This is a genomic window from Streptomyces sp. JJ36 (genome assembly GCF_021696945.1).
In the GTDB taxonomy this organism is placed as follows: domain Bacteria; phylum Actinomycetota; class Actinomycetes; order Streptomycetales; family Streptomycetaceae; genus Streptomyces.
Window position 1 is genome coordinate 34373 of the sequence record NZ_JACYHE010000032.1, and the last position, 26328, is coordinate 60700.

A 26328-nucleotide genomic window follows, 5' to 3' on the forward strand; every position below is an offset into this window, starting at 1 on the left:
TTGGCTCCTGGCTCGTCGACGACACGATGTACGGAGCCGAGCCTACGTGTTCCCGCGCGCGGCGTGCCGGTTCGCGCCGGGTTTCCCGCGACCGGGGGCCGCTCGCACACGCGCGCGGGGCACCGTGCGCCCCAGCACCGTGCCGCCGCAGCTGCCCGGCCGGCCTGCCGGGGCGGCCGGGCAGCCGCGCCGGCCCGCCGGGGCGGCGCCGCAGCCGGGCGTCCAGGCGGCGGGCCGGGCCACACGGCCCTGGCCGGTGGTGTGGCTCGCACGGTCCGGCGCCGACAGGAGGGTGGCCGGGCCGAGCCAGGCCACCCTCCCAGGACGGGGATCAGTCGTGCTGGATCTCCTCCAGCACCGTGGCGCCCAGCTCACGGACGATCAGGTCGTGGCCGGAGAGAGCCCGCTCGTCGAGGTCCGGGTCGTCCTCGGCGGGCATGTCCTCCTCGTAGTCGTACGCCGGGGGCTCCGGCGGAGCGGGCTCCGGCTCCGCGGGGGCCGCCGGCCGGGCCTGGGCCAGGGCCTGCCGGGCCTGGCCCGCACCGCCGCCCGGACCCGGGCCGCCGCCAGGGCCGCCGGGCCCGCGGCCCTGTGCCGCACCGGGCCCGCCGGGGCCCTGGCCCTGCCCCGCACCGGGGCCCCCGGACGCCTGACCTCCGCCAGGCCCCTGACCCGGACCCTGACCCGCACCGGGACCGCCGGGTCCCTGCCCAGGCCCACCCGGCCGGGGCTGCCCACCGGGGCCGCCCGGACCCGAGCCGTACGCCGGGCCCTGCGGCGCAGGGCCGGGGGCTCCGCCCCCGCGCCCGCCCGGTGCGGCGCCGCCCGCACCGCCGGAGGGGTCGACCACCGCCTCGATCTGCCACTGGACGCCGAGCGACTCCTGGAGCGCCTGCCGCAGCACGTCCTCGCTGCCGCCGCCGGCGAAACTGTCCCGGGCACCGGCGTTCGAGAAGCCGAGCTGGAGGGTCGTGCCGTCGAAGCCGACGACCTGGGCGTTCTGGCTGAGCAGGATCCAGGTGAAGCGACGGCGGTTCTTGACCGCGTCCAGGATCTGCGGCCACATCTGCCGCACCTGGGCCGCACCCTGCGCGCTGTCCTGCGCCGGGGCGCCACCGCCCGGGCCGCTCCGGCCTCCGCCGGGCCCCTGACCCGGACCCGGACCGGGACCGCCGGGGCCCTGGCCCTGCGCCGTACCGGCGCCGCCGGGCGCCTGCCCCGCAGCGGGACCGCCGGGTGCCTGCCTCTGCCCCGCAGCGGAGCCGTGGCCCGGGCCCTGTCCGGAATCGCCCGGGCCGGGCGGCCCGCCGGGACCACCGGAACCGCCCGGCCAGGCGCCGGGCTGCCGCGCGCCCTGCTGCGGCGCGCCCGCCTCGCCGGAACCGCCAGGACCGCTCGCCCCGCTGCCGCCGGGCCACGCACCGGGCGCCCGCCCGTTCCGGGCACCGCCCGCACTCTGCCCGGGGCCCGCCTGACCGGCGCCCGTGCCCGGAGCACCCGCGCCTCCCGGGGCCGTGCCCCCGGGCCACGCCCCGGGGGGACGCTCACCCCCGGGCGCTGCGTGGCCGGCCTCGGCCTGCGGACCCGCGGCACCGCTCTGCCCCGGCCCCTCGCCGGGGGCACCGGGAGCGCCGGAGGCCCCCGGCCATGCGCCGGGCTGCCGCTCACCGTCCTGCTGCCCGGCGGGCGCACCCGCGCCGCCCGGCCACTGGCCCGGCTGCCGGGCGTCCCCGGCCGGGGCCTGCTCCGCGGGGCCACCGGGCTGCTGTCCGGCAGCCCCGGCCGGGCCTGCGGCCCCGGGCGCCGCCGCGCCCTCCTGCGGGGCGCCGCCTGCGGGCGCCGGGGCTCCCGTACCGCCCGGCCCGGCGGCGTCCGTACGGCCGCCGTTCCCGCCCAGCGCGGCCCGCGCCGCAGCGGGGCCCTCGCCGGGTGCCGGTGTGCCCGGAGGCCGTGCCCCGGGGGCCGGTGCACCGCCGGACGGCCCCGGGCCGGGTGCGGCCCCGCCCGCCGGCGGGAAGGCCCCGCCACCCGGCGCGACCCCGCGTTCCAGCCGGTCGAGCCGCGCCTGCACGGAGCGCTCGTCGCCGTAGGTCGCCGGGAGCAGCACCCGCGCGCAGATCAGCTCCAGTTGCAGACGCGGGGAGGTGGCGCCGCGCATCTCGGTCAGGCCCTCGTTCACCAGGTCCGCGGCGCGACTGAGCTCGGCCGCGCGGAACCGCCCGGCCTGGGCGGCCATCCGCTCCACGACGTCGCCGGGGGCGTCGATCAGGCCCTTGTCCAGCGCGTCCGGGACGGCCGCCAGCACCACCAGGTCCCGCAGCCGCTCCAGCAGGTCGGCGACGAACCGGCGCGGGTCGTGCCCGCCCTCGATCACCCGGTCCACGACCTGGAAGGCCGCTGCGCCGTCGCCCGCGGCGAAGGCGTCCACGACCTCGTCGAGCAGGGCGCTGTCCGTGTAGCCGAGGAGGGCGGTGGCCATGGCGTACGTCACGCCCTCCTCGCCCGCGCCGGCCAGGAGCTGGTCCATGACGGACATCGAGTCCCGTACGGACCCGGCGCCCGCCCGCACGGCCAGCGGCAGCACCGCCTCGTCGACGGGGATGGCCTCGCGCTCGCACACCTGCGCCAGGTAGTCCCGCAGGGTGCCCGGCGGGACGAGCCGGAAGGGGTAGTGGTGGGTCCGCGAGCGGATGGTGCCGATGACCTTCTCCGGCTCCGTCGTCGCGAAGATGAACTTGAGGTGCTCCGGCGGCTCCTCGACCACCTTCAGCAGGGCGTTGAAGCCCGCCGACGTGACCATGTGGGCCTCGTCGATGATGTAGATCTTGTAGCGGCTGGAGGCGGGGCCGAAGAAGGCCTTCTCCCGCAGCTCGCGCGCGTCGTCCACACCGCCGTGCGAGGCCGCGTCGATCTCGATCACGTCGATCGAGCCGGGGCCGTTCCGCGCGAGGTCGCGGCAGGAACGGCACTCTCCGCACGGGTCCGGGGTGGGCCCCTGCTCGCAGTTCAGGCAGCGGGCGAGGATGCGGGCGCTGGTCGTCTTCCCACAGCCGCGCGGGCCGCTGAAGAGGTACGCGTGGTTGACCCGGTTGTTGCGCAGCGCCTGCTGCAACGGGTCGGTGACATGCTCCTGCCCGATGACCTCGGCGAAGGTCTCCGGGCGGTAGCGGCGGTACAGGGCGAGGGACGACACACCCCCGACGATATCGGCCCCCGCCGACATCCGGACGGGCCCGCCGGGGAGAGCCCCCGCACACGCCCGCACCCCGCCAGGGCGTGCGCCCGCAATGCCGTGCGCGTGACACACGGCACGCACGGCTCCCGCCCCGCACCCGCTCCGGAACCGGCGCACGAAGCCCCGCGCACCACCGGGCGTACGCGACCGGTCACCTTCCGCACCGATCAGCGAGCCGCACCGCACATACAAAGGGCCCCCCACGCACCCGCCAGAGCCCTCCTACCCTTGCTGCCTTCCGGCCCTGGGGGAGTTCAGAGAGTTAGCGCCGCGTGAGGGGCTGCGCTCAACCCTACCCGATGCCCGGACCCGGGATCGAGTTCGCACCCACCCGCCGACGTTGTGTACAGTTCTCGGCGGAGGATTCGCCTAGAGGCCTAGGGCGCACGCTTGGAAAGCGTGTTGGGGGCAACCCCTCACGAGTTCGAATCTCGTATCCTCCGCCCAGCCTTCACCGGGCTGACCGAAGGTCCCGACCGCCCAGCGGCCGGGACCTTCGTCGTTCGCCGGTCCCCGTCCTGGCTTCGGAACGACCGGCCGGGGGGATCGGTCAGGAATCGAGAAGCGCGGGTCGTGGAGGCGCTCTAGCGTCGTCGGTATGGACCTCACCATTCACACGAGCTTCCTCCCGCACGAGGACCCGGAGGCGTCGCTGGCCTTCTACCGGGACGCCCTCGGCTTCGAGATCCGCAACGACGTCGGCGAGGGCAGGATGCGCTGGATCACGGTGGGCCCCGCCGGCCAGCCCGGTACGTCGATCCTGCTGGCGCCGCCTGCGGTCGACCCGGGGATCACCGAGGAGGAGCGCCGCACCATCGCCGAGATGATGGCCAAGGGCACCTACGGCTGGATCCTGCTGGCCACCCGGGACCTCGACGGCACGTTCGAGCAGGTGCAGGCCGCGGACGCCGAGGTGGTCCAGGAGCCGACCGAGCAGCCGTACGGCATCCGGGACTGCGCCTTCCGCGACCCCGCGGGCAACCTCATCCGTATCCAGGAGCTGCGCTGAGCCGCACGGGAGCTGCGCCGGGCCGGTCCGCCCGGTCACGGGGCCCGGCCGTGCGCGCGGACCCCAGGCGACTCGCGGACACCGAGGAAGAGGAGTCCCCCATGTGCCACCCTCCTGGGGCCGCGCCCGCGCCGCGGCGCAGCGCCGGAACGACCTCGCGCGGCTGCGCCGGATACGCGACCGGATCGACCGGGAGTACGCGCAGCCGCTGCCTCCAGGTCCGGCGGGAGGAGGACGCGTGGCAGGGGGCGCGACCTGATGCGCGACGGCCGCCGGCTCGGCTGAGCACGACGTGCGGGGAGGTACGGGGCGCACGGTGCTCCGCGCTCTCCGCCGGCCCCCCGGGAGGCCGGGACTCCGCTCACCGGCACCGCGACCCCCCTTGACGCCGACCCCCCCTTGACGCCGTGCATATCGTTTCTCGATAGTATCGACAATCGATATGCACATCGCGAGTGTCAGGGGAGTCATGGGTAACAAGTCCTGGTGGAGCCGGACCGACAGCCGGCTGCTGGAGGCGGTGCTGGGCCTGGCGGCGGTACTGGCCGGTGTCTCGGGGGTGCTGTGGCCGGCGCTCGGCGTGGCCGGTCTCGTCGGCCCGGTGGACACCCGGGCGGTCGAGGCCGGGAGCACGACGCGGCTGCCGGACACCGCGGCCGACGCGGCGGCGAGCCCCGGCATGGCCCTCACCGGCACCCACCGGGCCGACCTGGTCTTCGCCGATCCCGACCTGGGCGAGCGCCTGCTGCTCGCCCTGCCGCAGATCACGGGCGGTCTGCTGTTGCTGCTCATCCTGGTCTTCCTCGTCCGGGTGGCCGGGACCCTGCGCGACGGAGACGTCTTCGTCCCGCGGAACGCACGACGCCTGAGCGTCATAGGACTCGCGGTGCTGGCGCAGGCCGTCCTCGTCCCGGTCCTGCCGGCGCTCACCACGCAGCTGCTGGTGAGCGGTACGCACCTGGCCGACCGGATCCCCTTCTCGGCCACCTTCGCCGGTGAGTACGTCTTGCTCGCCCTCCTCGTCCTGGCTCTTGGTGAGGTCTTCCGGCGCGGGACGAAGCTGCGCGCCGACACCGAGGGGCTGGTCTGATGCCTCCGGAGGAGGAGCACCGCGTCCAGGCCCACCTGGACCGGCTGCTGGCCGAACGCGGCATGACCCTCTCCGAGCTGGCGAGCCGGGTCGGGGTGACGGTGGTGAACCTCTCCGTGCTGAAGAACGACCGGGCCAAGGCGATCCGCTTCTCCACCCTCACCGCGATCTGCCGGGAACTGCGCTGCCAGCCGGGGGACCTGCTCAGCGTCCGCGACGACTGACCGCCTCCGGCAGCGCCGCCTCCGGGCGGACGCGGGCGAGCAGCTGCGCCGGGGCGGGGTCGCCGGTCGCGCACACCGGCGCTGCTCCCGGGCTCCGTACCGGTGTGCGGCAACTGTGGAGGTGCCGGAACTCCGTTGCGGCGGAGGCCCCGATGTGGCACGGGTTGCCGCGCACGCCCCGGGAGGAGGACGCGTGGACCGCCGGCGCGGTTGCCGGCGGTCCGGTGTTCTCCCGTTCCGCGCGCGCGGCCGGAGCGGGCGGTGCGGCGCCGCCCGCGGCCGGTGCGGTCAGCGGGCCTTGAGGCGTTCGACGGCCGCGACACCGCCGGCGGCCAGCGCGACCTGGAGGGCGAGCTGGATCCAGTCGATCCCCGCGGTGTCGGCGACCCCCAGCCCCACCGCGATCGACGTGCCGACGAACGCCGCCACGATGCCGACGGCGATGGTCAGCAGCACCCCGATGCGCTGGCGGCCCGGCAGCACCAGCCGGCCGAGCACGCCGATGACGATCCCGATGAGGATCGCGCTGATGATGCCCGAGATCTCCATGGCGTCTCCTCTCCTTCCCCGGGCCGCCGTGGGTCCCGTTGCGCGGACCCGGAGTGTCCGGCGTCCGGGTGCCCCGTGGGAGCCGGGCCACGCATCGTGACGGGCGGGCGGCGGGAGCGCTGCGGGGCGCCGGCGGGCCCGTAGGGGTGGCCCCGGGCCCGGCGCGGGAGCCCGGGGCCCGGGCGAGCGAAGGCGGAACGGGCCGGAGGGCCGGGAGCGGTGGCCGGCGTCAGACGGAGACCTTCTCCGGGGCGGCGGCCTCCGGCTCCTCGGCCTCCGGGCGGGTCCGGCCGGCGGCCGTACGGGCGTGGGTCGCGTAGAGGGTGAGACCCACGAAGGTCACCCCGCCGACGATGTTGCCGATCACGGTCGGGATCTCGTTCCACAGCAGGTAGTCCCCGAAGGAGAAGTCGCCGCCGAGCATCAGGCCGGAGGGGAAGAGGAACATGTTCACGACCGAGTGCTCGAAGCCCATGTAGAAGAAGACCAGGATGGGCATCCACATGGCGATGACCTTGCCGGAGACGGAGGTGGACATCATCGCGGCGACGACGCCGGTGGACACCATCCAGTTGCACAGCACGCCGCGGATGAAGAGGGTCAGCATGCCGGGCGCGCCGTGCTCGGCGTAGCCGACCGTACGGCCCTCGCCGATGGTGCCGAGCGTGCGGCCGACCTCGTTCGGGTCGGTGGAGAAGCCGAAGGTGAAGATCACGGCCATCATCAGCGCCACGGTGAGCGCCCCCGCGAAGTTGCCGAGGAAGACCAGCCCCCAGTTGCGCAGCACCGAACGCGCGGTGACGCCCCGCCGCCGGTCTATCAGGGCGAGCGGGACGAGGGTGAAGACGCCGGTCAGCAGGTCGAAGCCGAGCAGGTAGAGCATGCAGAAGCCCACCGGGAAGAGCAGCGCCCCGACGACCGGCTGCCCGGTCTGCACGGTCACCGTGACCGCGAACGCGGCGGACAGCGCCAGGATGGCGCCGGCCATGTAGGCACGGATCACCGTGTCCCGGGTGGACATGAAGACCTTGGCCTCACCGGCGTCGATCATCTTGGTGACGAACTCTGGTGGGCTCACGTAGGACATGACATCGCTCTTTCCCTGGCGGGCCTGGAGGGCGCCGCGTGCACCGGTCGATCGTGCCCGGGGCCCGGCTTCTCCGGTCGAGCCTGCGGACCGGAGGTTTCCGCCCTGTGAAGCGGCGGGGAGCATCGGGTCACACCGGGCTCACCGGGTCGGGCCCCGGTCTGTCAGGTTCGTCGCCCGCGCGGGGTCGGGCGGCACGCGACGGCCCCGGACCGGGGGATCATAGGGTCCGGGGCTCCATGGGGTCGATGTCCGCAGGGGCCTCGATGGTGCGGGGCCTCGATGTGCGAGGTCGTCGCTGTCCGCGGGTGTGTCGCTGTCCGCGCGTCGCCCGGGCCGTACGGCTCGCATGCCCGTACGGCCCGGGCGGCGCCCGGCGGGCCGTCGCCCGCGCTCAGCCCGTGGTGCCGAGCAGCTCGCCGCGCAGCCGGCTCAGGATGCGGGTGAGCAGCCGGGAGACGTGCATCTGCGATATGCCGAACTCCTCGCCGATCTCCCGCTGCGTCTTGTCCTCCACGAAGCGCAGCGCCAGGATGCGGCGTTCGCGCTCGGGGAGCCGGGCGATGAGCGGCTTGAGGCTCTGCACGTAGTCGACCGTGGCGAGGCCGGGGTCGACGCGGCCCAGGTGCTCGGCGAGGGTGTCGCCGGCCTCGTCGCCGTCGAAGGGGAGGTCGAGGGAGCCGGCGGAGTAGGCGTTGGCGGCCGTCAGGCCCTCGGCCACGGTCTCCTCGTCCAGGTCCAGGTGCTCGGCGAGTTCGGCGGCGGTCGGGGACCGGCCGTGCGTCTGTTCCAGCGCGGCGGCCGCGCGGTTCAGGTCGAGCCGGAGCTCCTGGAGCCGGCGCGGTACGCGTACCGCCCAGGTGGTGTCCCGGAAGAACCGCTTGATCTCGCCGAGGACGGTGGGCACGGCGAAGGTGGTGAACTCCACGCCGCGGGTGGGGTCGAAGCGGTTGATCGCCTTGATCAGGCCGATGGTGCCGACCTGCACGACGTCCTCGTACGAGTCCTCACGCGAGCGCATGCGGGACGCCGCGTAGTGGACCAGGTTGAGGTTGAGCTCGACCAGGGTGTTGCGCACGTAGGAGTACTCCTCCGTGCCTTCCTCCAGCTCCGCCAGCCTGCGGAACAGGTCGTGGGAGAGCGCCCGGGCGTCCGCCGGGTCGAGGCGCTCGCCGTCCGCTCCGAGCGGCAGCGCGGGGAGGTCCCCGGCGGGCGGGGGCGGTGCCGTGGCGTCGTCCGCGCCGGGTGCCGGGGAAACGAGGCCGCGGCCGGTGGTATGTCGCTCGGCGGTGTCGGCGGCGGGGACGAGGATGTCGCCGGCCAGGTCTGTCATGTCACTCCCGGAACGCTGAGGCGCTCCCCCGGTGAGAGCGCGTGTGTCGCTGCTGCTACCCGCCATCGTTCGTTATATTCCCGTGACTTGACGAAATACAGGGTCACCTGCTCCTCCGCGCCCCGCGTGCACCCGCCCGGCGTCCGGCCCGGGCATGCTCCCCCGCGGCCCGGGAAAGAGGCTGCGAGCCCCGGCAACGAGCCGGACGACACGAGGGGGAGTGATGCCGAGAACATCCCCGCCGCCCGACGACTCCGCGAAGGGGACGGGCGGGCGGCGCCCGAAGGGACGGAAGTCCTCCGGAGACGGAGGGAAGGAGCGTGATCCCCGGACGAGGCCCGCAGGAGGCCGCTGGATCCTCGGCAGCGGCAGGTCCGCGGCGGACGGCAAGCCGGCCGGGGGCGGGAAGTCCGCCCAGGACGGAAAGTCCTCGCCTGGGGCGAAGTCCGCCGGGGGCGCGCAGCCCGCGCGGGAACGGAAGTCCCGCGGCGGCCGGTCCCGCGCGCGGAGCTCCGGCGGCCGCGCAGGTGCCCGTACGGAGACCGCCGGCCGGAAGCGGAAGACCGGCCCGAAGGGCGCAACCGGCGGAAAGGGCACGACCGGCCGCAAGGGCACGACCGGCCGCAAGGGCGCCGGCGGCGCAGAGCGGCCCGCCGGTGCGGACCGGCCTGCGGAGGCCGCTGCGCAGCGCGCCCCGGCGGCGCCCCCGCCCTGGGTGCGGGTGCCGGCCATGCTGCTGGCCTTCGGGGCGATGGTGGTGTTCGCCGTGCTGCTGGCCCGGGTGACCCTGAACGAGTCCGCCGCCTCCGAGGCCCTGATCCACACCAACCTGCGCCCCGGCGACTCGATCCGGGCCTACCTCGAACGTCCCGGCTTCCGCGACACGGTCAAGCAGCTCGGCGGCAACATCGTGCTGGGCGTGCCGTTCGGCCTGCTGCTGCCGGTGCTGGTGCCCCGGGCGCGGGGGCTGCTGCGGGTGGCGCTGGTCACCGCCGTGGTGATGGTCCTGGTGGAGCTGGTGCAGGGCGCCCTCATCACCGGGCGCGCCTTCGACATCGACGACGTGCTGCTCAACACCACGGGCGCGCTGCTCGGCTATCTCCTGCTGGGCCGGCGCCTGGGCCGGGCGGTCCACCCGCGGCGCCGCCACTGGTGGCACCGGTTCACCCGGAGTGAGCCTCAGGGCTCCGCGCCGAAGTCCCGTGCGTAGAGCTCCAGAGCCCGCCGGTACTGCTGGACGGACGGATCGGTGCTGGTGGCCGCGAGCAGCCGCAGCAGGATCCGCAGCGACTCGTCCGCCTGCCCGGTGTGGAACAGGGCCATGGCCAGGAACGCCTGGAGGGCGCCGTCGTCCGGGTGGTCCGCCACGCCCCGGCGGAGCGTGGCGACGGCCTCCTCGTACCGGCCCAGCACCCGGTAGGTGCTGCCCAGCCCGAGCAGCGCGCCCCGGCGGTCCTCGTCGGGCAGGCCCTCGCCGGCGAGGGCGCGTTCGTAGAACGGGACGGCCTCGGCCTCCAGGCCCAGCCGGTCGTGGACCGAGGCCGCGTGATACGCCACCTCGGCGTCCCCGGGAAGCCCGGCGGCCAGCTCCGTCAGCCGTTCCCGTGCCTCCTCCAGGCGCCCCTGCTCCTGCAACGCGGCGGCCGCCGCCAGCACCTCGTCCCTGCTCGCTGCACTCATGCGCCCAGGGTGTCAGGCGGGAGGGCCCGGGCGGGGGTGCGGCGAAGCCCGGAACGGCGTGCGGGCGGGAGAGATGCGCCCTTGCAGAGCACTAGCAGTTAGGTTAGCCTCACCTGAATTTGCCCGGACGTGTGTGCGTCCGGGCCGCTCCACCGTCCCACGAGAGGCGCATCCGTACCCATGTCCACCACCGCCTTCCACCGCCGCGCCGTCCTGACCGGCACCGCCGTCGCCCTCGCCCTCACCGCCACCGCCTGCGGGGGCTCGGAGGACGGGAAGGGCGGTTCCCAGGACGCCGGGGGCGCGACCCACACGGTGAGCACGGCGATGGGCGAGGTCGAGGTCCCCGAGGACCCGCAGCGCGTGGTCGTCCTCGACACCGACGCCCTGGACTCCGCCGTCACCCTCGGCGTGCAGCCGGTCGGCGCGGTGGCCGCCGAGCCCGGCCGGCCCCTCTCCACCTACCTGCCCGAGAAGAAGCTGAAGGGCGTGGAGACGGTCGGCACCATCGGCACGCCCAACCTGGAGAAGATCAACTCCCTGGACCCGGACCTCATCCTCAGCAGCAAGGTCCGCGACGAGAAGAACTACGACAAGCTCTCCGCCATCGCCCCGACCGTCTTCACCGAGACCACCGGCCCCACCTGGCGAGAGAACTTCACATTGCACGCCGAGGCGCTGGGCGAGGAGAAGAAGGCCGAGCAGGTCGTCGCCGACTACGAGCAGCACATCGAGGAGGTGCGCGAGACGCTCGGCGGCCCGGAGCAGGCGAAGAAGTCCACCGTCGGCTTCGTGCGCTTCATCGAGGGCGCCGACATCCGGCTCTACAAGAACGACACCTTCATCGGCTCGATCTTCCAGGACCTCGGCGTCGGCCGCCCCGAGAACCAGGACGGCACCGGCTTCTCCCTCGACGTCAGCCCGGAGCAGATCGACAAGGCGCAGGCCGACATCATCTTCTACTCCACCTACGGCGACCCGGAGAAGGCCGACGAGACCAAGGTGACCCGGAGCGGCCTCTGGAAGGGCCTGGACGCGGTACAGAACGACCGGGCCTTCCGGGTGGACGACAACCTCTGGATGCTGGGCATCGGCTACACCGGCGCCGGGCAGATCCTGGACCAGATGGAGAAGCACCTCGGCGGCTCCGACGCCTGACCTGCGGGCACCCGGGGCTCCCGGGGCGGCCTCGCCAGGCTTCCGAGCGGCCCCCACCGACGCCCACGGCGGGTGTCCCGGTGCGCGGCGCCGGGGCACCCGCCGCCCGGGCGAACGGTGAGCGCGGCGCCGCGTGCCCGTCCGGCCTGCTGTGCGCGCACGACTCCGGGGCCCGGGGGCCGCGCGCCCACACGCCGTGCACGGACCGGCGCGCCCGCACGCCGTGCCCCGGACCGGCGGCTAGAGCCGTTCGAAGCCGCGCATCCGCTCCCAGTCGGTCACGGCCGTCTCGAAGGCGGCCAGTTCGGCCCGTGCCGCCTGCGCGTAGTGCGCGACGACGTCCGCGCCGAACGCCCGCACCGCCCGGTCGCTGCGCTCCCAGCGGTGCAGCGCCTCGCCCAGCGTGCCGGGCAGCCGGGGCACCGTGGCGTCCGCCAGCGCGTTGCCGGGGTGCGGGGCGGGCAGCGGCAGCCGGTGCTCGACGCCGTACAGCCCGGCGGCCACCGCGGCCGCGACCGCCAGGTACGGGTTGGCGTCGCCGCCCGGCACCCGGTGCTCGATCCGCAGCCCGGCCCCGGCGCCGACGACCCGGACCGCGCAGGTGCGGTTGTCCCACCCCCAGGCGATCCCGGAGGGTGCGAAGCCGCCCGCCCGCAGCCGCTTGTACGAGTTCACGTTCGGCGCCATGAGCAGTGCGAACTCCGGCAGGCAGGCGAGCTGCCCGGCCACGAAGTGCCGCATCAGGGCGGACATGCCCAGCTCCGCGTCCGGGTCGGCGAAGACCGGGGAACCGTCCTCGCCGCGCAGCGAGAGGTGCAGGTGGCAGGAGTTGCCCTCGCCCGCGCCGAACTGCGGCATGAAGGTGAGCGCCGCACCCTCCGCGGCGGCGATCTGCTTGGCGCCGTTCTTGAAGAAGACGTGGTCGTCGCAGGCGGCCAGCGCCTCCGCGTACCGGAAGACGATCTCGTACTGGCCCGGGTGGCACTCGCCGCGCGCGGTCTCCAGGGCCAGCCCGGCCCGTACCATCTCGCGCCGGATGCGGCGCACCACCGGCTCGACGCCCTCCAGCCCCTGGAGGGCGTAGTCCACGTTGTGCCGGGTGGCGGGGGTCAGCCCGTGGTAGCGGCGCTCCCAGGCCTCCCGGTAGGTGTCGAGGAAGACCAGGAACTCCAGCTCGGTGCCCGCGTACGCCCGCAGCCCGCGCGCGGCGAGCCGGTCGAGCTGGCCGCGCAGCACCTGCCGCGGCGCCATGCCGACGGGGGAGCCGTCCGGCCAGTGGGCGTCGGCGAGCACCTGGGCCGTGCCGGGGTCCCACGGCGGGCAGCGCAGGGTCCCCGGGTCGGGGCGCAGCACGAAGTCGCCGAAGCCGCTCTCCCAGGCGTCCACGGCGTAGCCGGGGCCGGTGTCCATCTCCACGTCGGTGGCGAGCAGGTAGACGCAGGCGCCGAAGCCCTCGGTGACCGTCTCCTGGAGGAAGTACGGCGCGGCGAGCCGGCTGCCCTGCAGCCTGCCCTGGAGGTCGGGGACGGCGACGACGACCTCCTCGATCTCGCCGGACGCCGCCCGGGCGCGCAGTTCCCCGTACGGGGCGTGGCGGTCGTGCGGGGCGGTCTCTTCGGCGGCGGTCATATCCGGCCTCCTGCCAGCGGGTTGGGAACGGTGCCGTGCACGACGTCAAAGCCCTCGTCCTTCTCCGCGCGGTCGTGGAAGGCGCCGCCGAGGAGCTGCTCCCGGTTGAGGGCGACGCGGCCGAACTCGGGGGCGAGCAGCCCGAACTCCGCGAACCGGTCGGCGAGCTGCGGGAACCGCGCGTGGTAGCGCTCGACCTCCGCCCGTACCAGCGACCAGAACTCCCGCTCCGGCACCTCCAGGGACTCCGCGACGAGCGGCGCGAAGTGCCGGAAGTGCCCGGCGAAGACCGCGCTGAGCAGCGAGTGCGCCAGCTCCCGGGCGGGCCAGCGGAGCAGGACGGCGTCCGCGTCCGCCGGCAGACCGGCGTACTCGGGCCGCGCCCCGGGCAGCAGGTTGACGTCCTCCGCGAAGTCCTTCACCGCGATGCCGGACGGCACCTCGCCGGCGTCGGAGAGCAGCACGGTGTTCTCGCCGTGCGGGCAGAAGGCCACGCCGTGCCGGTAGAGATGGTGCAGCAGGCCCGGGAGCAGCGCGGCGAAGAATCGTTCCAGCCAGGCGCGGGCGGGCAGCCCGGAGCGCGCGACCAGCTCCGCGACGAGGGTGCGCCCGTCGGAGCCGGTGCCGAGCAGGGCCGCCAGGGTGCGGGCGCGTTCGCCCTCCCGCAGCAGGCCGGCGAGCGGCTCCCGCCAGACTGCGCCGAGGAGCTCGTGGTAGCGGTACGGGGCGTCCGCGACCGCGTCGTAGAGGGGGTGCCGGACGGCCACCGAGGCGACCTCGCCGAGCGGGTGGAAGCGCAGCTCGTCCCGCAGGTACGGGTCGGCGGCGCGCAGCGCGTGCAGCCAGCGGCTCACCTCGGGGGCGGCCGCCGTCGGGCCGGGCGCCAGCCCGCGCCACACCAGGGTGTTGCGGATGAGCAGCGGCACCTTGACGTCCCGGCGGTGCGGGTGGTCGAGGTTGGTGAGGGTACGGACCGACTGGAGCGGGCGGTACCGGTCCGGCCCCTCGCCGAGCGGCACGATCCGGCCGTCGGCGAGGTAGGGGGCGAAGAGGGGGGCCACGGCCTCGTCCCAGTGGAACGGGTGCACCGGCAGCCAGACGAAGTCCGCGGCGGCCCGGCCGCTCTCCGCGCAGGCGGCGCCGAGCACGGCGGCGAACTCCTCCCGCACCCCCGGGTCCAGCTCCTCGGCCAGCAGCCGCTCGGCGTCCAGCCCGGGCCCCCCGGCGTAGCCGGCGAGGGTGCGGTGCACCGCGGCCCAGCGCAGCCGTACGGTTCCGGCGGCCTCGGGGGCGTAGGCGGCGCTGTCGGCGGCGGAGAAGCCCAGCCGGCCCTTGTTGAGCAGCATGCAGGGGTGGCCGTTCTGGTGGGTCTCCAGGTCGGCGTGGGAGAGGTCGGCGAGGGCGGCGGCGGGCACCGCGCGGGCGAGGACCCGGGCCTCGGCCTGCCGGGTGGCGGTGAGTTCGCGGAGCACCTCGGCGGTGGTGGGGCCGTCCCAGCCGAGCAGCGGGCGGGCGTCCAGCAGCAGCCGTTCCGGGCCGGCTTCCTCCCCGGCGGGCGGTGCGGGGTGGCGGCGCGGGGAGTCGGGGTCGACGCGCCAGGCGCCGAACGCGCCGCGGGTGGCGCGCAGCGTCCAGTGCACGCCGTCCGCGAGAGCCAGGCGGTACGCGCCGGGGGCGTCCGGCACCGGCTCGGGCAGCAGCAGCTCCTCGTACGCGAATTCCTCGAGCGCCTTGACCAGCAGCCGGCTCCCGGCCCGTGCCCAGAGGGCGGAGGGGGTCGGTGTCATGGGTGTGCCTCCTCGGGGGACGACGATTGCGGAGTGCGGGGCTCCCGCCCGGCCAGCCCGGAGCCGCCGTGCGTGGGGCGCGCTGCGCGGCGGCCGTCACCGGGGGGCGGCGGCACGGGGAACGGGGACGCGGGCGGAGGCCGGGGCACCGGGCTCCGGTGCCCCGAAGGTGGTCCAGGCGGCCCGCTCCGGCACCGGCACCACCGCCTTCCCCGCGACGGCGTTGAGGATGGTCGCGGCGCGCCAGGCGCCCAGGGTCAGGTCGGGGGCGCCCACGCCGTGGGTGTGCATCTCGGCGTTCTGCACGTAGAGCGCCCCGGTGACCGCCGGGTCGAGCGCCACCCGGTAGGTGCCGTCCACCCGGTAGCGGCCCTGGGCGTCCCAGTCCACGAGCCCGGCCAGCGGCTCCAGGAAGGCCGGGCGCACCGGCGCGTACCCGGTGGCGGCGACGACGGCCGAGGTGCGCACCGCGAACTCGGCGCCCTGCTCGACATGGCGGCAGACCAGCCGCAGCCCCCCGCCGGCCGCGTCCACGGCGCCCCCGGCATCCCGTACGCGGGGCTCCGCGGCGACCACCTCCACGCCCGGGTGCAGGGCGGCACGTGGTGCGGCCCCGCCGATCGTCCGCTCGTACAGTTCGTCGTGCAGCTCCGCCAGCGTCTCCTCGCTCACGCCCTTGTAGAGCTGCCACTGCTCGCGCACCAAACGGTCCCGCCGCTCCGCGGGAAGCCCGCGGAAGTAGCGGACGTAGTCAGGGGTGAAGTGCTCCAGGCCGATCTTGGAGTACTCCATCGGTGCGAAGGCGGGGGACCGGGCCAGCCAGCGCACGTACGGGCCGCCCTCCCCGTGCCCGTCCTGCCGGCGGAGCAGGTCGAGGGCCACCTCGGCGCCGGACTGGCCCGCCCCGAGGACGGTCACGTCGTCGAGGGCGGCGAGCGCCGCGCGGTGCGCGCGGTAGTCCGCGCTGTGCAGCACCCGTACGCCCGCCGGGGCCGGCCCGGGCGACCCGCCGGACGCTCCGGGGGCCCCGGCGAGGAACGGCCGCAGCGGCTCCGGCACCACCGGCTCGGTGCCGACGCCCAGCACCACCTGCCGCGCCCGCATCCGAACGCGCCCCCCGCCGGGGGTGCGGTGCTCGGCCACGAAGACCTCCGCTCCCGCGTCCCACTCCAGCGCCGTGACCTCCGCACCGAAGCGGCAGGACGGCAGCCGCTCGGCGACCCAGCGGCAGTAGTGGTCGTACTCGCGCCGCGGGATGTGGAAGCGTTCCGCGAAGAAGAAGGGGAACAGGCGGTCGTGCGCCCGCAGGTAGTTCAGGAACGACCAGGGGCTGGTCGGGTCCGCCATGGTCACCAGGTCGGCGAGGAACGGCACCTGGAGCACGGTGCCCTCCAGCAGCAGCCCGGGGTGCCAGGAGAAGGCGGGCCGGGCGTCCAGGAAGCAGGTGCGCAGCCCGGGGACGCCGTCCGCGAGGGCGGCCAGCGAGAGGTTGAACGGGCCGATGCCCACGCCGAGCAGGTCGTACGGCTCCCCGGCGGACCCGGCGGACGGCCCGGCGGCGCTGCGGTGGTGGTCGGTCACGGCGTGGCCTCCCGGAGGGGGTTGGGCAGGTCGAGGTAGACGGACTGGGTGTGGACGTCGCCGACGAGTTCGTCCCGCCCGTCCACGCAGGTCAGATAGTTGCCCTTGCAGCGCAGCGCGGGCGCGTCGAGGAGGGTGTCCAGCAGGCCCCGCGCGCCGGGCTCCGTGCCGCGCAGCGCGGCGAGGCGGTCCCGTACGCGCCGCAGCAAGGGCTCCTCCGCGGCGAGGCCCAGGGCGCCGAAGGCGCCGACCAGGCCGAGGAGGTTGTTGACGCCGAGGTAGTAGGCGATCCGCTCGTCCACCAGGGCGTCGTCGAAGACCAGCTCGACCCCCGTGGTGACACCGGGCAGCAGGCGTTCCGCCTCGCCGGCCCGGGAGGCGGCGACGTAGTAGCCCTGGCTGTCGCGGTACCAGCCCGCCCGGGGCAGGCCGTCGCCGGACAGTGCGAGCAGGGTGTTCTGGTGGTGCGGTTCCAGCGCGATGCCGTACCGGGCGTAGAGCCGGATCAGCGGTACGGCGAGCACGTCCAGGCAGCGGTCGAGCCACCGGGCGGCGGCCTCCGCCCGGCCGACGCCGTGCACCCGGGCCGCCTGCGCCACCGCGGCGGACAGCAGGGCGCGGTGCCGCGGCGGTCGGCCGTCGCCCGGGCCGGTGCGCTCGGCCAGCAGCCCGGCCAGGCACAGGGCGTCGTCCGGGCCGCCGCGGAAGGGGTTGTCGCGGATCGCGGTCTCCAGCCCGGACTCGCCGCCCGGCACGGCGTCCCTCCCCCCGGGCCCGCCGGGTTCCGGCGGGCCGGCGGACACCCAGGCGAAGTCGCGCAGGATGCCGAACTCCGGGTGCTCGGCGCGCAGCCAGGCGGCCGGCCCGGCGGCCAGCAGGCGCGCGGCGCGGACGCCGAGCCGCAGCTCACCCCGCAGGTTGTTGCGGCGGGAGTTGGTGATGCGCATACCGAGCGACAGCTTGAGCATCACCGCGGCGTCCGGCCGGTGCACGGTCCGCACCGAGGAGGTGGGCCACCAGGCCGGCCCGTACGGCCCGAGCGGGCGCAGCAGCCCCGCGTCCACCAGGGCGGCCGTCCCCGGCCGCCGCAGCACCTCGCGGGCCTGCCAGGGATGGGCCGGGACCGGCAGCATCCCGGGCGGCAGGTCGAGGCCCCGGGCGAGCGGGCGCAGCACCCCGGCGACCGTACGGCCGTCCGCGCTCTCGCCGGCCACCACGTCCGGGTGCGCGGCGAACCAGTGCAGCGGGAAGGAGCCGCGCATCTCCGGGGACCAGGCGTCGAGTTCCGCCTCCGTGGCCTCCTCCCGGCTCTTCGGCGCCGGATGGAAGGGGTGGCCGAGCAGCAGGGCCTGCTCGGCGTCGAGGAACGGGGTGGGGCCCTCCGCGCCCCGCTCCTCGCCGCGCCGGCGGGTCAGGTGGGCCGCGGTGCGGGCGGCCGAGTCCAGCACCCGGGCCACCGCGTCGTCCCCGCGGTGCGGGGGGAGAGCGCGGGCCACGGTGGTCTCCCGCACCAGGGCGGCCGCCACCAGCGCCACCCCGGCGGGGCACCCAGCGCCCGCCGCCCCCAGGCCTGCCGCGCCGGCCAGGGGAGCCGCACCCGCACCGGCCACGGGAGCCACACCCGAACCGGCCCCGGGAGCCCCGTCCGCACCGGCGCCGGGAGCCCCGTCCGAGAAGCCCCCCTGCGTCGGCCCGTTCGCCACGGCGGCGGAGGCCGGGGGCACGGACCCGCGAGCCCGGCCCTGGCCCGGACGGCAGACCCCGCCCGGTCCTCCCGGACACGGGGAGCCGCCCTCCAGAGCGCCCGCCTCCCCCACGCCCGTGCCGGGCGCCGTGCCGGGGCCCGTGCCGGCCGGTGCCGGCAGCGCCCCGGACGCGCCGGGGGCCGCCACCTCTCCGACCGCGGTCGCCCCCGGCTCGGCGGCGGCCGGGGGCAGCAGGCGGGCGGGTCCGAAGCGGTGCCACCCGGTGGCGCTGCGGTAGCGCACCGGCACGGCGAGGTGCAGTCCGGAGGCCGGGAGTCCGAGCCGCACCTCCTGACCCGCGGGCGGCACGTCGATGCCGTGCTCGCGTACGTACGACCGCACCAGCCGCTCGGCGGCGGCCGCCGCCGCGGCCTCCCGCGGGTCCGGGTGATCGAGCGGGTCGGGGCCCGGCCCGCCGCCCACCGGGGACGGGGGCGCGGGGTCCGCGCCCGGCGTCACGGGACGGCCCGGCGAGTCTCCCCCGACGCCCGGGAAGGCGGGGTTTCCGGACACGGCGGCCCCGGCGGCACCGGTGTGCGGGCCGCCGGGCCGGACGTCACCCCGGGCGGCCGCGCCACCGCCCCGGGCCGGACCAGCCGCGGAGTCGGACGCCGGGAAGGCGCCGGGCGGGGGGCCGCCGCGCCCGCCCGCACCGGATAAGGGCGCCCCGCCGGACGCGCCCGCACCGGCCGCGCCCGCACCGGACGTGCCGGACACCGGCGCCCCGCCGGACGGGGCCGGAGCGGCGGGTCCGGCCGCTGCGGCCCCGTCCAGGGGTTCCCCGGGGCGCCGGCCCGCGGGGCCGGAGGCTTCCTCGGCGTGCGTCCCGTGCGGGGCGGGGCGGCGGGTCACCGGCCGGTCTCCTCGGCGTGGCCCGCCGCGACGACGAGGCGCAGCAACCGCTTCACCTGCTCGGCGGTGGCGTGCGGGTTGAGCAGGGTGAGCTTCAGGCGCACGCCCCCGGCGCCCTCCCCGGGGAGCTCGGTGCGCCCGACCACTGCGGTGCCGTCGCGCAGCAGCCGGCGCCGCAGCGCGGCGTTGATCCGGTCGACCGCCTCCGGGTCGGCCGCGAGCGCCGGGTCGGCGGGCAGGTAGCGGAAGAGGAAGGCGGTCAGCACCGGTTCGGCGTACAACTCCAGCCGCGGGTCAGCCCGTACGGCCCGGGCTCCGGCCAGCGCCAGGGCGTGGCAGGCGTCGACCAGCCGGCCCAGCCGCTCGGTGCCGAGGGTCCGCAGCGTCACCGCGATCTTGAACGCGTCGGCCCGCCGGGTGGTGCGCAGCGACAGCCCGAGCAGGCTCGGGTAGCCGGCCTCCTCGTCGTCCCGCGGGTTGAGGTAGACCGCGCGACGGGCCAGCGAGGCGTAGTCGGCGGCGCGGCGCGCCAGGAAGATCCCGGCGGCGGTGGGCTGCCAGCCCAGCTTGTGCCAGTCGAGCGAGACGGAGTCGGCGCGGGCGAGGCCGTCCAGCAGCGGCGCCAGCCGCGGGGAGAGCAGGGCGCCCCCGCCGTATGCGGCGTCCACGTGCAGCCAGGCGCCGTGCCGGGCGGCGAGGTCGGCACACGGGCCCAGCGGGTCGAAACTGCCGGTGTCGGTGGTGCCCGCGGTGGCGGCGACGGCGAGCGGCAGTTCGCCGCGTGCGACGCTCTCCGCCATGGCCTGCTCCAGCGCGTCGGGGCGCATCCGGAGCAGGTGGTCCACGGGCACCGGCACCACCGCGTCCTCGCCGAGCCCCAGCAGGGCCGCGGCGCGCTGCACCGAGAAGTGCGCGGCGGCGGAGGCGAAGATCCGCGGGCGGGCGGCGCGGCCCGGGGTGCCGGCCAGCTCGATCTGCGTCCCGTCCGCACGGCCCCAGACCCGGTCGCGGGCGAGCATCAGCCCCATCAGGTTGGACTCGGTGCCGCCGGACGTCAGCACCCCGGCGGCGGCTTCCGGGTCGTAGCCGACGAGCGCGGCCATCCCGGCGAGGAGCCGGGTCTCCAGGGCGGTGGCGGCGGGGGCCTGGTCCCAGGAGTCCTGCGAGGGGTTGAGGGCGGAGACGGCGAGGTCCGCGGCGACGGCCACGGCCAGCGGGGGGCAGTGCAGGTGTGCGGCGCAGGCGGGGTCGGCGGGGTCGGCGCTGCCCTGGGCCAGCGCCTCGGTGAGGGTGCGCAGGGCGCCGTCGCCGTCCGCGGTGGCGTACGCCTTGGCCATGGACTCGGAGGTGACCCAGGGGGCGCCGGCGGGCAGGGGGCCGCCCCGGGCACGGGCGCCGTCGGCCAGGGCCTCCAGGACCTCGCGTACGGGCTGTTCCAGGGCCCGCGGCCCGTCCGTGCCGCCGGCGAGGGCGGCGAGCCGGGCGAGCAGCACGTCTGCCTGCGGGCCCGGTGGGCCCGCCCGGTCCGGACCGCCGGGCCGGCGGGGGCCGCCCAGCGGGGCACGGTCGCCCGGCGACGCCGGACCACCCACCGGGCCCGCACCGCCCGGCGACTCCAGGCCGCCCGGTGACGCGCCGTCACACAGCGGCACCGGGCCACCGGACAGGTCCGTGCCCCCCGGCGGCTCCGGGCCCCGCAGCGGCACCGGCACCGGGCTACCCGGCCCGAGGTCCCCCAGCAGGTCCCGGTCGCCCGGGCTTCCGGCCGGCTCCGGGACGCCCAGGGGCGACGGTCCCGGGCCTCCGGCAGGCTCCGTGGCCTCCGGCCGCCGCCCCGCGGCGGGACCCCGTGCCGGGGGGACGCCGCGTACGGGGCCAGGGGCGACCGGCGCGTCACCGGCCACGCCGGGCCCGGTGCCGGGCCGGCTCCCGGAGACGGCCGCCGCGTTCTCCGCCCGTTCCCGGGTCTCGTCCCCGGGCCGCGGGCTCATGCCGTCCTCCCGGGGTGTGCCGCGCCTGCTGCGGGCGTGGCCGGGCGGTGCGCCGCGCCGGCCTCCCGGTCCGCCCCGGACCCGGACCCGACCGGCCGTAAGGCGCCGTGGAACGCTCCTCCCCCAGCCGGTGCGGGCACGGGCGGCGACGGGCGGGGGCGGGTACGGACGCGCGCGGGGGCGACGGTCATGGCGGAGGCTCCGGAAGGACGGCGGCGGGTCGGGAGTCGGGTGCGCCGGGAGGGCGCGGGCGGGCCGCCCTACAGCATGTGGCGTGCGGCGACCGGGTGCCCGAGGAAGGAGTGCATGGCGAACTCCCAGCCGTAGGACCCTGCGCAGGGGAAGACGACCAGGTCACCGGCGCGTACCCGGTCCACGCGCACGTCCCGCAGCAGGGTGTCCTCGGGGGTGCAGAGTTCACCGACGACGGTGACGCATGTGTCCTCGGCCGCCGGCCGGGGCAGTCCCGCGGGCCATTCCTCCACGGGCAGCACGGCGATGTTGTGCACGATGTCCCAGGAGGTGGGGAGCTGGAAGTGGTGGATGCCGCCGCGCAGCATCGCGTACCACTCCCCGTACGCGCGTTTGACGTCCGTCACCTCGGCCGCGTACCAGCCGCAGTCGGTGACCAGGTACCGGCCGGGCTCCAGCACGACCGTGACCCCGGGCGGCGGCTGCACCCGGGCGGCGAGCTCGCCGAACCGGGCGACGTCGAAGGGCTTCTCGCCCTCGAAGGCCACGCCGATGCCGCCGCCGATGTCCACCTGGCGCAGGTCGACGCCGTGCTCCGCGGCCGTCCGTCCGCTCCACTCCACGCACCAGCGCAGATAGGCGGCGTGGGCCTCGGCGTCGAGGTTGTTGGAGGCGGCGTGGAAGTGGAAGCCGGTCAGGTCGAGGCCGGGCAGCCGCCGGGCGGCGGCGAGCACGGCGGGGACGTCCGGCTCGGCCACGCCGAACTGGGTGGGGACGCCGCCCATGCTGAGGGAGCCGCCGAGGGGGATGCGGGCCGGGTTGACCCGCAGCGCCGCGCGTACCGTGGTGCCCTCGGCGACCGCGATGCGGCTGAGGCGGTGCAGCTCCAGCAGGCTCTCGGCGTTGACGCACGCCACCTGCGCCCGGACCAGTTCGGTGAGCAGTGGTACGGACTTGGCGGGGCCGGCGGCGACCACGGGCGCCGGTGCGCCGTCCCGCGGCGGCTTGGCCTCCAGGGCGAGGCGGAGCTCGGTACCGGAGGCCGCTTCGAACCCGTCGACGTGCGGGGCGAGGGCGGCTACCACGCCGGGGAAGGAGTTGGCCTTCACGGCGTAGTGGACGGCGGCCCAGTCGGGGAGGGCCGCCCGGAGTGCGCGGGCGCGTTCCGCGGCGACGGCACCGTCGTACAGGTATGCGGAGACCGGTTCCGCTCCACCCGCCAGGCGCAGCAGGAGGCCGCGGACGTGCTCGGGAAGCGCTTCCACCGGATAGGCGGAACGGGGTGCAGCAGACGGCGGGAACTGGACGGACACCACTCGGCCTCGGTCTCGGGTACGGCTCGGATGCGCCCGGGGACCGGAGGTGACCGGTCCCGCGCACACCACCCACAGGGCTTAGGTGAGCCTAACCTCATGGCTGCCTCTTTCGCTGCCGTTCGTCCCCGAAACGGGCGTCGCACACCTGCCCGGCACCCGATGCGTACGGGGCGCACGCGGGCGACGCACGGGGCGCACCGGCGCGTACGGGTCGCACACGAGTCCCGCTTCACGCCCACCGGGCGCACCGCGCATCGGGACCGGCAGGCATGATGGGCCTTCATGAGTGCGCGCTTCGAGGAACTGGACTGGCGGCGGACCCCGCTGGGGGAGATCAGCCTGCGCCGGCGGCGCGACCCGGCGACGGGCACCGACGTCTACGAGGTGAAGCTGGACGACGCCTACCTGATGTCCAGCATGTTCACCGCCGGGGAGCGGGCGCTCGCCGAACTCGCGCTGGCCGAACTGCGGGACGCCGGACTGCGTGACGCGGAGCCGGTCGGCGACACTGCCGCAGGGGTCCTCGACGTGGTGGTCGGCGGGCTGGGTCTCGGCCACACGGCGGACGCCGTGCTGCGCGACTCCCGCGTGCGGACGCTGGTGGTGATCGAGGCCCTGGAGGAGGTCATCTCCTGGCACCGGCGCGGGCTGGTGCCCCTCGGCGAACGGCTCGCCGGCGACCCCCGCTGCACGCTGTCCCCGGGCGACTTCTTCGCGCTGGCCGCCGCGGGAGAGGGCCTGGACCCGGAGCAACCGGGCCGGCGCTTCCACGCCGTGCTGCTGGACGTCGACCACTCGCCCGACCACCTGCTGCACCCGGCCCACGCCGCGCTCTACGAGCCGCCGGGCCTCCGCCGCATCGCCGACGCGCTGCACCCCGGCGGGGTCTTCGCGCTCTGGTCCGACGACCCGCCGAGCGACCGCTTCCTGACCGCGCTGGGCCGGGTCTTCGTCGAGGCGGACGCCCGTACGGTCTCCTTCGGCAACCCGCTGGGCGGGAACACCTCCGCCAACACGGTCTACCTCGCCAGACGGGCCGCCTGCTCCTCGTAGTCGGCGAGCACGCCGCGCAGTTGCTCCAGTGCCTCCTCCGGGATCTCCGGTGGGGGGTTCTCGGTGACGTAACGCGCAGAGGCGACCAAGGCCGCGAACTCGTACGCGTGCGAGGTCACCCGCAGCACCCCGGGACGGGCCCATTCGAGCTGCACGGTCAGGCCGCCTGCTGGAGGTGGTCCTTGATCTGGCCCAGCTCGCGGGCGAACTCGTCGTAGTCCTCCTGCATGCCGTTCAGGTAGGCGCTCCATCCGAGGCTGCTCTTCGCGTAGTGGACGGCCTCCTGGATCTCCTCGTCGGTGGCGCCGAAGAGCTTCGCCGCCTCGGTGTGGAAGAGGGTGCAGTAGCGGCACTTGGTCTCGGAGTGGAGCGCGATCCCCATCAGCTCCTTGTACTTGTTCGGGATGAGGGTCTCGCCCAGCTCCAGCCGCTTGAAGAGCGCCCACTCGTGTTCGAGCAGGTCGTCGGGGATGGCGGTGAAGAAGTGCGGCACGAGCCCCAGCGTCTCCTTGATCTCCGACTCGATCTCGCCACGGGTACGGCCGGCCATGGCGACCACTTCCTTGGACGTCTCGTCGCATAGGCGCGCAGCCGCGTGCCTGTCCTTGAATTCACCATATTCCGGGGCGAATCCCCTGACAACGGTCACCGTCCCGCCCCCGGGGACGCCCGCGCCGCGCGCCGGGGCCTCCCCCGGTTGCCGTATCCCGTACGGAAACTTGTGCTTCGCCTGACCCGCACCTGACGTGCCCCTGACACGGCTTTGGGGAGACTTGTCCCCCGTGTGCCGGAAACCGCAGTCGCGACCCGAGGAGCACCGATGACCCGTCTCCCCACGACCTTCCGCGCCCTCCCGGCCCGGGCCCTGGCCCTGCGGATGCTCGGCTACCTCGCCGGATGCCTGGTCTTCGCCACCGGAGCCTCCCTCTTCATCCACTCCGAACTCGGCTCCGACCCGCTCGACGTGCTGGCGCTCGGACTGAAGGAGCACATCCCGCTGACCATCGGCCTCGCCCAGGCACTGATCGCGCTGGTGTGCATCGCGATCTGGTCGGCCTGGAACCGGCGGCGGCCCGTGGTGGCGCCGTTCGTCACCTTCTTCCTGTGCGGCAGCATGATCGACCTGCTGCTGCTCGCCGACCTGTCCTGGCTGGCCGACACCGCGGCCCTGGGGGTGGGCGTGCTTCTCTGCGCCTACGGCTCGGCACTGATCATCATGAGCGGGATCGGCATCCGGGCCATGGACCTGGTGGTGATCACCCTGGTGCGGCGCTGGGGCTGGCCGTTCTGGCTGGGGAAGGCGGGCATCGAAGCGGTGCTGCTGGCGACCGGATGGGTGCTCGGCGGGCCGGTGGGGGTCGGCACCGTCTGCTTCCTGGTCTTCGTCGACGGCCTGATCCAGCCCTTCATGGCACTGAACCGGCGCGCCCTGGGCATGCACAACCACGGCCTGGACGAGCCGGCCCCCGCAGCCGCCCCGCAGGGCGCGGCATGACGCCGCCGACCGCCGGGCAAGGCCCGGGCCGGCGGGCACACCACAGCGCCCGCCGGGGAGAGCGGGCCAGGTCCAGCGATCCTGCGGGCCCGCGGGGAGGCTGGGGCACGGGCCAGGGGCCGCGGGCCGCGGACCACGGGCCGCGGGAAGGCCGGGGGCACGGACCACGGCTGACGCCGAAGGAGCCCAGGCCGGGGCCGGAGCCGTTACGGGCCCGGGCCTGGCCGGTCCGGCCGGCGTCCCACCCGGCGGCCGCAGATGCGCCCGCGAACGCGCCCTGCCGCCCTGATTCGACATGTGCCAACATAGGCCTATGCCCAACGTGGAAGCGCTTCCCGCGCCGGGGGCCGCCGAGGAGGCGCAGCCCTGCTGCCCGCCCCTCACCGAACGCCCCCTGACCGCCGAGGAGGCCGAGCGCACGGCCGCGATGTTCAAGGCGCTCGGCGACCCCGTGCGCCTCCGCCTCTTCTCCCTGGTCGCCTCCCACGAGGGCGGCGAGGCCTGCGTCTGCGACATCTCCGACGTCGGCGTCTCCCAGCCGACCGTCAGCCACCACCTCAAGAAGCTCCGCGAGGCCGGGCTGCTCACCAGCGAGCGCCGCGGCACGTGGGTGTACTACCGCGTCGCCCCGTCCGTCCTCGCCGCCATGGGGCACGCCCTCGCCACCTCCTCCTGAGGGGCCGGGGGCCGACGCCTGAGCCGGGCTCGGGCGTACCCGTCCGCGTGTGCGGCTGCGGCTGCGGCTTCGCGGCCGGGGTGGTGGCGGGTGCGTTGCCGGGTGCGGCGGGGGCGCGTGCCCGCGCGGCTGGTCGGGGTCGCCGGGGGCCCGCCCGCGTCGTGATCATGTACTGGTCCACGCTTTTGACGGATTTGGGCTGATTTTCGTCAAAAGCGTGGACCAGTACATGATCATCCGGGAATCGTCAGGGGTAATGCCCAGTGGCGGCCCTTACGCCCCTGGTCCGGGGGCAGGCCGGGTGCGCCAGGGGTGCGGGCCCCTGGGCCGCGCGCCCCGGGTCCAGGTCCGGGTTCCCGCCAGGCGGCAGGCCGAGCGCCGGACGTCACCGGCCTGGCCGCCGAGCGCCGGGCACCCCGGGGCAGCGCGAGGGCCCGGCCAGGCCCCGGCGGCGCCGGCCCGCTTCCATGTGCTGAGAGCCGGGGGCGTACCCCCACTCCGGAACGGCCCGCAGCCGAACCCCGCGCTGCCACGCACGTGGAACGAGCGGAGCGAGAAGACGAAAGCTCAGGCACAGCGCGGCAGCAGCCAGCCAGGGCACCCCCGTCACCGGCTACCGACCGCCCCGCCGCCCGGCCCCGTCACA

General features: G+C 75.9%; 21 protein-coding genes, 1 tRNA gene and 1 other RNA gene. 9 read left to right on the top strand and 14 right to left on the bottom strand.

The features are described 5' to 3' along the window. Positions 1-331 precede the first annotated feature (331 nt). A complete protein-coding gene (locus tag HOY81_RS14625) occupies positions 332-3193 on the bottom strand; it encodes a DNA polymerase III subunit gamma and tau (protein ID WP_237320789.1) in 2862 nt (953 codons plus the stop codon). Between the two features lie 230 nt (positions 3194-3423). After that, positions 3424-3520, bottom strand: an RNA gene (ffs, locus tag HOY81_RS14630) — signal recognition particle sRNA small type. Positions 3521-3593: 73 nt separating this feature from the next. Here ffs and HOY81_RS14635 point away from each other — a divergent pair. The 4 genes from HOY81_RS14635 to HOY81_RS14655 all read left to right on the top strand — a co-directional run bounded on the left by HOY81_RS14635 (position 3594) and on the right by HOY81_RS14655 (position 5558). Then, a tRNA-Ser gene (locus tag HOY81_RS14635) sits at positions 3594-3678 on the top strand. 155 nt (positions 3679-3833) lie between these two features. After that, entirely contained in the window at positions 3834-4244 is a 411-nt protein-coding gene (locus HOY81_RS14640) for a VOC family protein (protein WP_237320790.1), read from the top strand. Between the two features lie 469 nt (positions 4245-4713). After that, the gene (locus HOY81_RS14650) at positions 4714-5334 is read left to right on the top strand and encodes a DUF2975 domain-containing protein (RefSeq protein WP_237320791.1); all 621 of its coding nucleotides are present in this window, start codon (positions 4714-4716) and stop codon (positions 5332-5334) included. Further along, entirely contained in the window at positions 5334-5558 is a 225-nt protein-coding gene (locus HOY81_RS14655) for a helix-turn-helix transcriptional regulator (protein ID WP_237320792.1), read from the top strand. Before HOY81_RS14650 ends, HOY81_RS14655 begins: the two co-directional genes overlap by 1 nt. A gap of 288 nt (positions 5559-5846) precedes the next feature. Here HOY81_RS14655 and HOY81_RS14660 read toward each other — a convergent pair whose 3' ends face one another. The 3 genes from HOY81_RS14660 to HOY81_RS14670 form a co-directional block, all read right to left on the bottom strand. Continuing rightward, positions 5847-6107: a GlsB/YeaQ/YmgE family stress response membrane protein gene (locus HOY81_RS14660; RefSeq protein ID WP_237320793.1), complete on the bottom strand. Its 261-nt coding sequence runs from the start codon at positions 6105-6107 to the stop codon at positions 5847-5849. 229 nt (positions 6108-6336) lie between these two features. Beyond that, positions 6337-7194 (bottom strand): formate/nitrite transporter family protein, encoded by an 858-nt coding sequence (locus HOY81_RS14665; RefSeq protein ID WP_237320794.1) that lies wholly within the window; start codon positions 7192-7194, stop codon positions 6337-6339. Positions 7195-7588: 394 nt separating this feature from the next. Further along, entirely contained in the window at positions 7589-8527 is a 939-nt protein-coding gene (locus HOY81_RS14670) for an RNA polymerase sigma factor SigF (protein ID WP_237320795.1), read from the bottom strand. A gap of 730 nt (positions 8528-9257) precedes the next feature. On the opposite strand from HOY81_RS14670, the gene HOY81_RS27395 reads away from it, so the two are divergent. Next, complete coding sequence (locus HOY81_RS27395) at positions 9258-9737, top strand: VanZ family protein (RefSeq protein ID WP_306423479.1); 480 nt, start codon at positions 9258-9260, stop codon at positions 9735-9737. Here HOY81_RS27395 and HOY81_RS14680 read toward each other — a convergent pair. Next, positions 9707-10207, bottom strand: coding sequence for a tetratricopeptide repeat protein (locus tag HOY81_RS14680; RefSeq protein WP_237320796.1), 501 nt, complete (start codon positions 10205-10207; stop codon positions 9707-9709). The two genes, HOY81_RS27395 and HOY81_RS14680, sit on opposite strands and share 31 nt — an antisense overlap. A gap of 180 nt (positions 10208-10387) precedes the next feature. Between HOY81_RS14680 and HOY81_RS14685 the strand changes: the two genes are divergently transcribed. Then, the gene (locus HOY81_RS14685; RefSeq protein ID WP_237320797.1) at positions 10388-11365 is read left to right on the top strand and encodes an ABC transporter substrate-binding protein; all 978 of its coding nucleotides are present in this window, start codon (positions 10388-10390) and stop codon (positions 11363-11365) included. A gap of 240 nt (positions 11366-11605) precedes the next feature. On the opposite strand, the gene HOY81_RS14690 is transcribed toward HOY81_RS14685, so the two are convergent. The 6 genes from HOY81_RS14690 to HOY81_RS14715 all read right to left on the bottom strand — a co-directional run bounded on the left by HOY81_RS14690 (position 11606) and on the right by HOY81_RS14715 (position 22407). Then, complete coding sequence (locus tag HOY81_RS14690; RefSeq protein ID WP_237320798.1) at positions 11606-12994, bottom strand: glutamine synthetase family protein; 1389 nt, start codon at positions 12992-12994, stop codon at positions 11606-11608. Beyond that, on the bottom strand, positions 12991-14781 hold the full coding sequence (locus HOY81_RS14695) for an IucA/IucC family siderophore biosynthesis protein (RefSeq protein WP_237320799.1): 1791 nt from the start codon (positions 14779-14781) through the stop codon (positions 12991-12993). The genes HOY81_RS14690 and HOY81_RS14695 overlap by 4 nt, the downstream gene beginning before the upstream one ends. A gap of 96 nt (positions 14782-14877) precedes the next feature. Next, entirely contained in the window at positions 14878-16362 is a 1485-nt protein-coding gene (locus tag HOY81_RS14700; protein WP_237320800.1) for a lysine N(6)-hydroxylase/L-ornithine N(5)-oxygenase family protein, read from the bottom strand. Further along, positions 16359-18566, bottom strand: a complete 2208-nt coding sequence (locus HOY81_RS27580) for an IucA/IucC family siderophore biosynthesis protein (protein WP_237320801.1) — start codon at positions 18564-18566, stop codon at positions 16359-16361. The genes HOY81_RS14700 and HOY81_RS27580 overlap by 4 nt, the downstream gene beginning before the upstream one ends. A 389-nt stretch (positions 18567-18955) precedes the next feature. Next, a complete protein-coding gene (locus HOY81_RS14710; protein ID WP_237320802.1) occupies positions 18956-20950 on the bottom strand; it encodes a pyridoxal-dependent decarboxylase in 1995 nt (664 codons plus the stop codon). Between the two features lie 260 nt (positions 20951-21210). Then, positions 21211-22407 (bottom strand): type III PLP-dependent enzyme, encoded by a 1197-nt coding sequence (locus HOY81_RS14715; protein ID WP_237320803.1) that lies wholly within the window; start codon positions 22405-22407, stop codon positions 21211-21213. A 333-nt stretch (positions 22408-22740) separates the two neighbouring features. Between HOY81_RS14715 and HOY81_RS14720 the strand changes: the two genes are divergently transcribed. After that, a complete protein-coding gene (locus tag HOY81_RS14720) occupies positions 22741-23511 on the top strand; it encodes a spermidine synthase (protein ID WP_237320804.1) in 771 nt (256 codons plus the stop codon). Here the strand turns inward: HOY81_RS14720 and HOY81_RS14725 are convergent. Together HOY81_RS14725 and HOY81_RS14730 are read right to left on the bottom strand one after the other, a co-directional pair. Next, positions 23478-23666 (bottom strand): hypothetical protein, encoded by a 189-nt coding sequence (locus HOY81_RS14725; RefSeq protein WP_237320805.1) that lies wholly within the window; start codon positions 23664-23666, stop codon positions 23478-23480. The genes HOY81_RS14720 and HOY81_RS14725 overlap by 34 nt on opposite strands. A 2-nt stretch (positions 23667-23668) precedes the next feature. After that, the gene (locus HOY81_RS14730) at positions 23669-24061 is read right to left on the bottom strand and encodes a carboxymuconolactone decarboxylase family protein (protein WP_237320806.1); all 393 of its coding nucleotides are present in this window, start codon (positions 24059-24061) and stop codon (positions 23669-23671) included. A gap of 270 nt (positions 24062-24331) precedes the next feature. On the opposite strand from HOY81_RS14730, the gene HOY81_RS14735 reads away from it, so the two are divergent. Both HOY81_RS14735 and HOY81_RS14740 read left to right on the top strand, forming a co-directional pair. Continuing rightward, on the top strand, positions 24332-25006 hold the full coding sequence (locus tag HOY81_RS14735; RefSeq protein ID WP_237320807.1) for a YitT family protein: 675 nt from the start codon (positions 24332-24334) through the stop codon (positions 25004-25006). Between the two features lie 313 nt (positions 25007-25319). Then, complete coding sequence (locus HOY81_RS14740) at positions 25320-25682, top strand: helix-turn-helix transcriptional regulator (RefSeq protein ID WP_237320808.1); 363 nt, start codon at positions 25320-25322, stop codon at positions 25680-25682. Positions 25683-26328 lie beyond the last annotated feature (646 nt).

Bases quoted from the DNA above. Each gene is read 5' to 3' on its own strand.
- HOY81_RS27395 (WP_306423479.1), top strand. From the start codon at position 9,258: ATGCTGCTGGCCTTCGGGGCGATGGTGGTGTTCGCCGTGCTGCTGGCC.
- HOY81_RS14710 (WP_237320802.1), bottom strand. From the start codon at position 20,950: ATGAGCCCGCGGCCCGGGGACGAGACCCGGGAACGGGCGGAGAACGCG.
- HOY81_RS14695 (WP_237320799.1), bottom strand. From the start codon at position 14,781: ATGACACCGACCCCCTCCGCCCTCTGGGCACGGGCCGGGAGCCGGCTG.
- HOY81_RS14735 (WP_237320807.1), top strand. From the start codon at position 24,332: ATGACCCGTCTCCCCACGACCTTCCGCGCCCTCCCGGCCCGGGCCCTG.
- HOY81_RS14730 (WP_237320806.1), bottom strand. From the start codon at position 24,061: ATGGCCGGCCGTACCCGTGGCGAGATCGAGTCGGAGATCAAGGAGACG.
- HOY81_RS14665 (WP_237320794.1), bottom strand. From the start codon at position 7,194: ATGTCCTACGTGAGCCCACCAGAGTTCGTCACCAAGATGATCGACGCC.
- HOY81_RS14640 (WP_237320790.1), top strand. From the start codon at position 3,834: ATGGACCTCACCATTCACACGAGCTTCCTCCCGCACGAGGACCCGGAG.
- HOY81_RS14650 (WP_237320791.1), top strand. From the start codon at position 4,714: ATGGGTAACAAGTCCTGGTGGAGCCGGACCGACAGCCGGCTGCTGGAG.
- HOY81_RS14655 (WP_237320792.1), top strand. From the start codon at position 5,334: ATGCCTCCGGAGGAGGAGCACCGCGTCCAGGCCCACCTGGACCGGCTG.
- HOY81_RS14690 (WP_237320798.1), bottom strand. From the start codon at position 12,994: ATGACCGCCGCCGAAGAGACCGCCCCGCACGACCGCCACGCCCCGTAC.
- HOY81_RS14685 (WP_237320797.1), top strand. From the start codon at position 10,388: ATGTCCACCACCGCCTTCCACCGCCGCGCCGTCCTGACCGGCACCGCC.
- HOY81_RS14670 (WP_237320795.1), bottom strand. From the start codon at position 8,527: ATGACAGACCTGGCCGGCGACATCCTCGTCCCCGCCGCCGACACCGCC.
- HOY81_RS14740 (WP_237320808.1), top strand. From the start codon at position 25,320: ATGCCCAACGTGGAAGCGCTTCCCGCGCCGGGGGCCGCCGAGGAGGCG.
- HOY81_RS14660 (WP_237320793.1), bottom strand. From the start codon at position 6,107: ATGGAGATCTCGGGCATCATCAGCGCGATCCTCATCGGGATCGTCATC.
- HOY81_RS14680 (WP_237320796.1), bottom strand. From the start codon at position 10,207: ATGAGTGCAGCGAGCAGGGACGAGGTGCTGGCGGCGGCCGCCGCGTTG.
- HOY81_RS14720 (WP_237320804.1), top strand. From the start codon at position 22,741: ATGAGTGCGCGCTTCGAGGAACTGGACTGGCGGCGGACCCCGCTGGGG.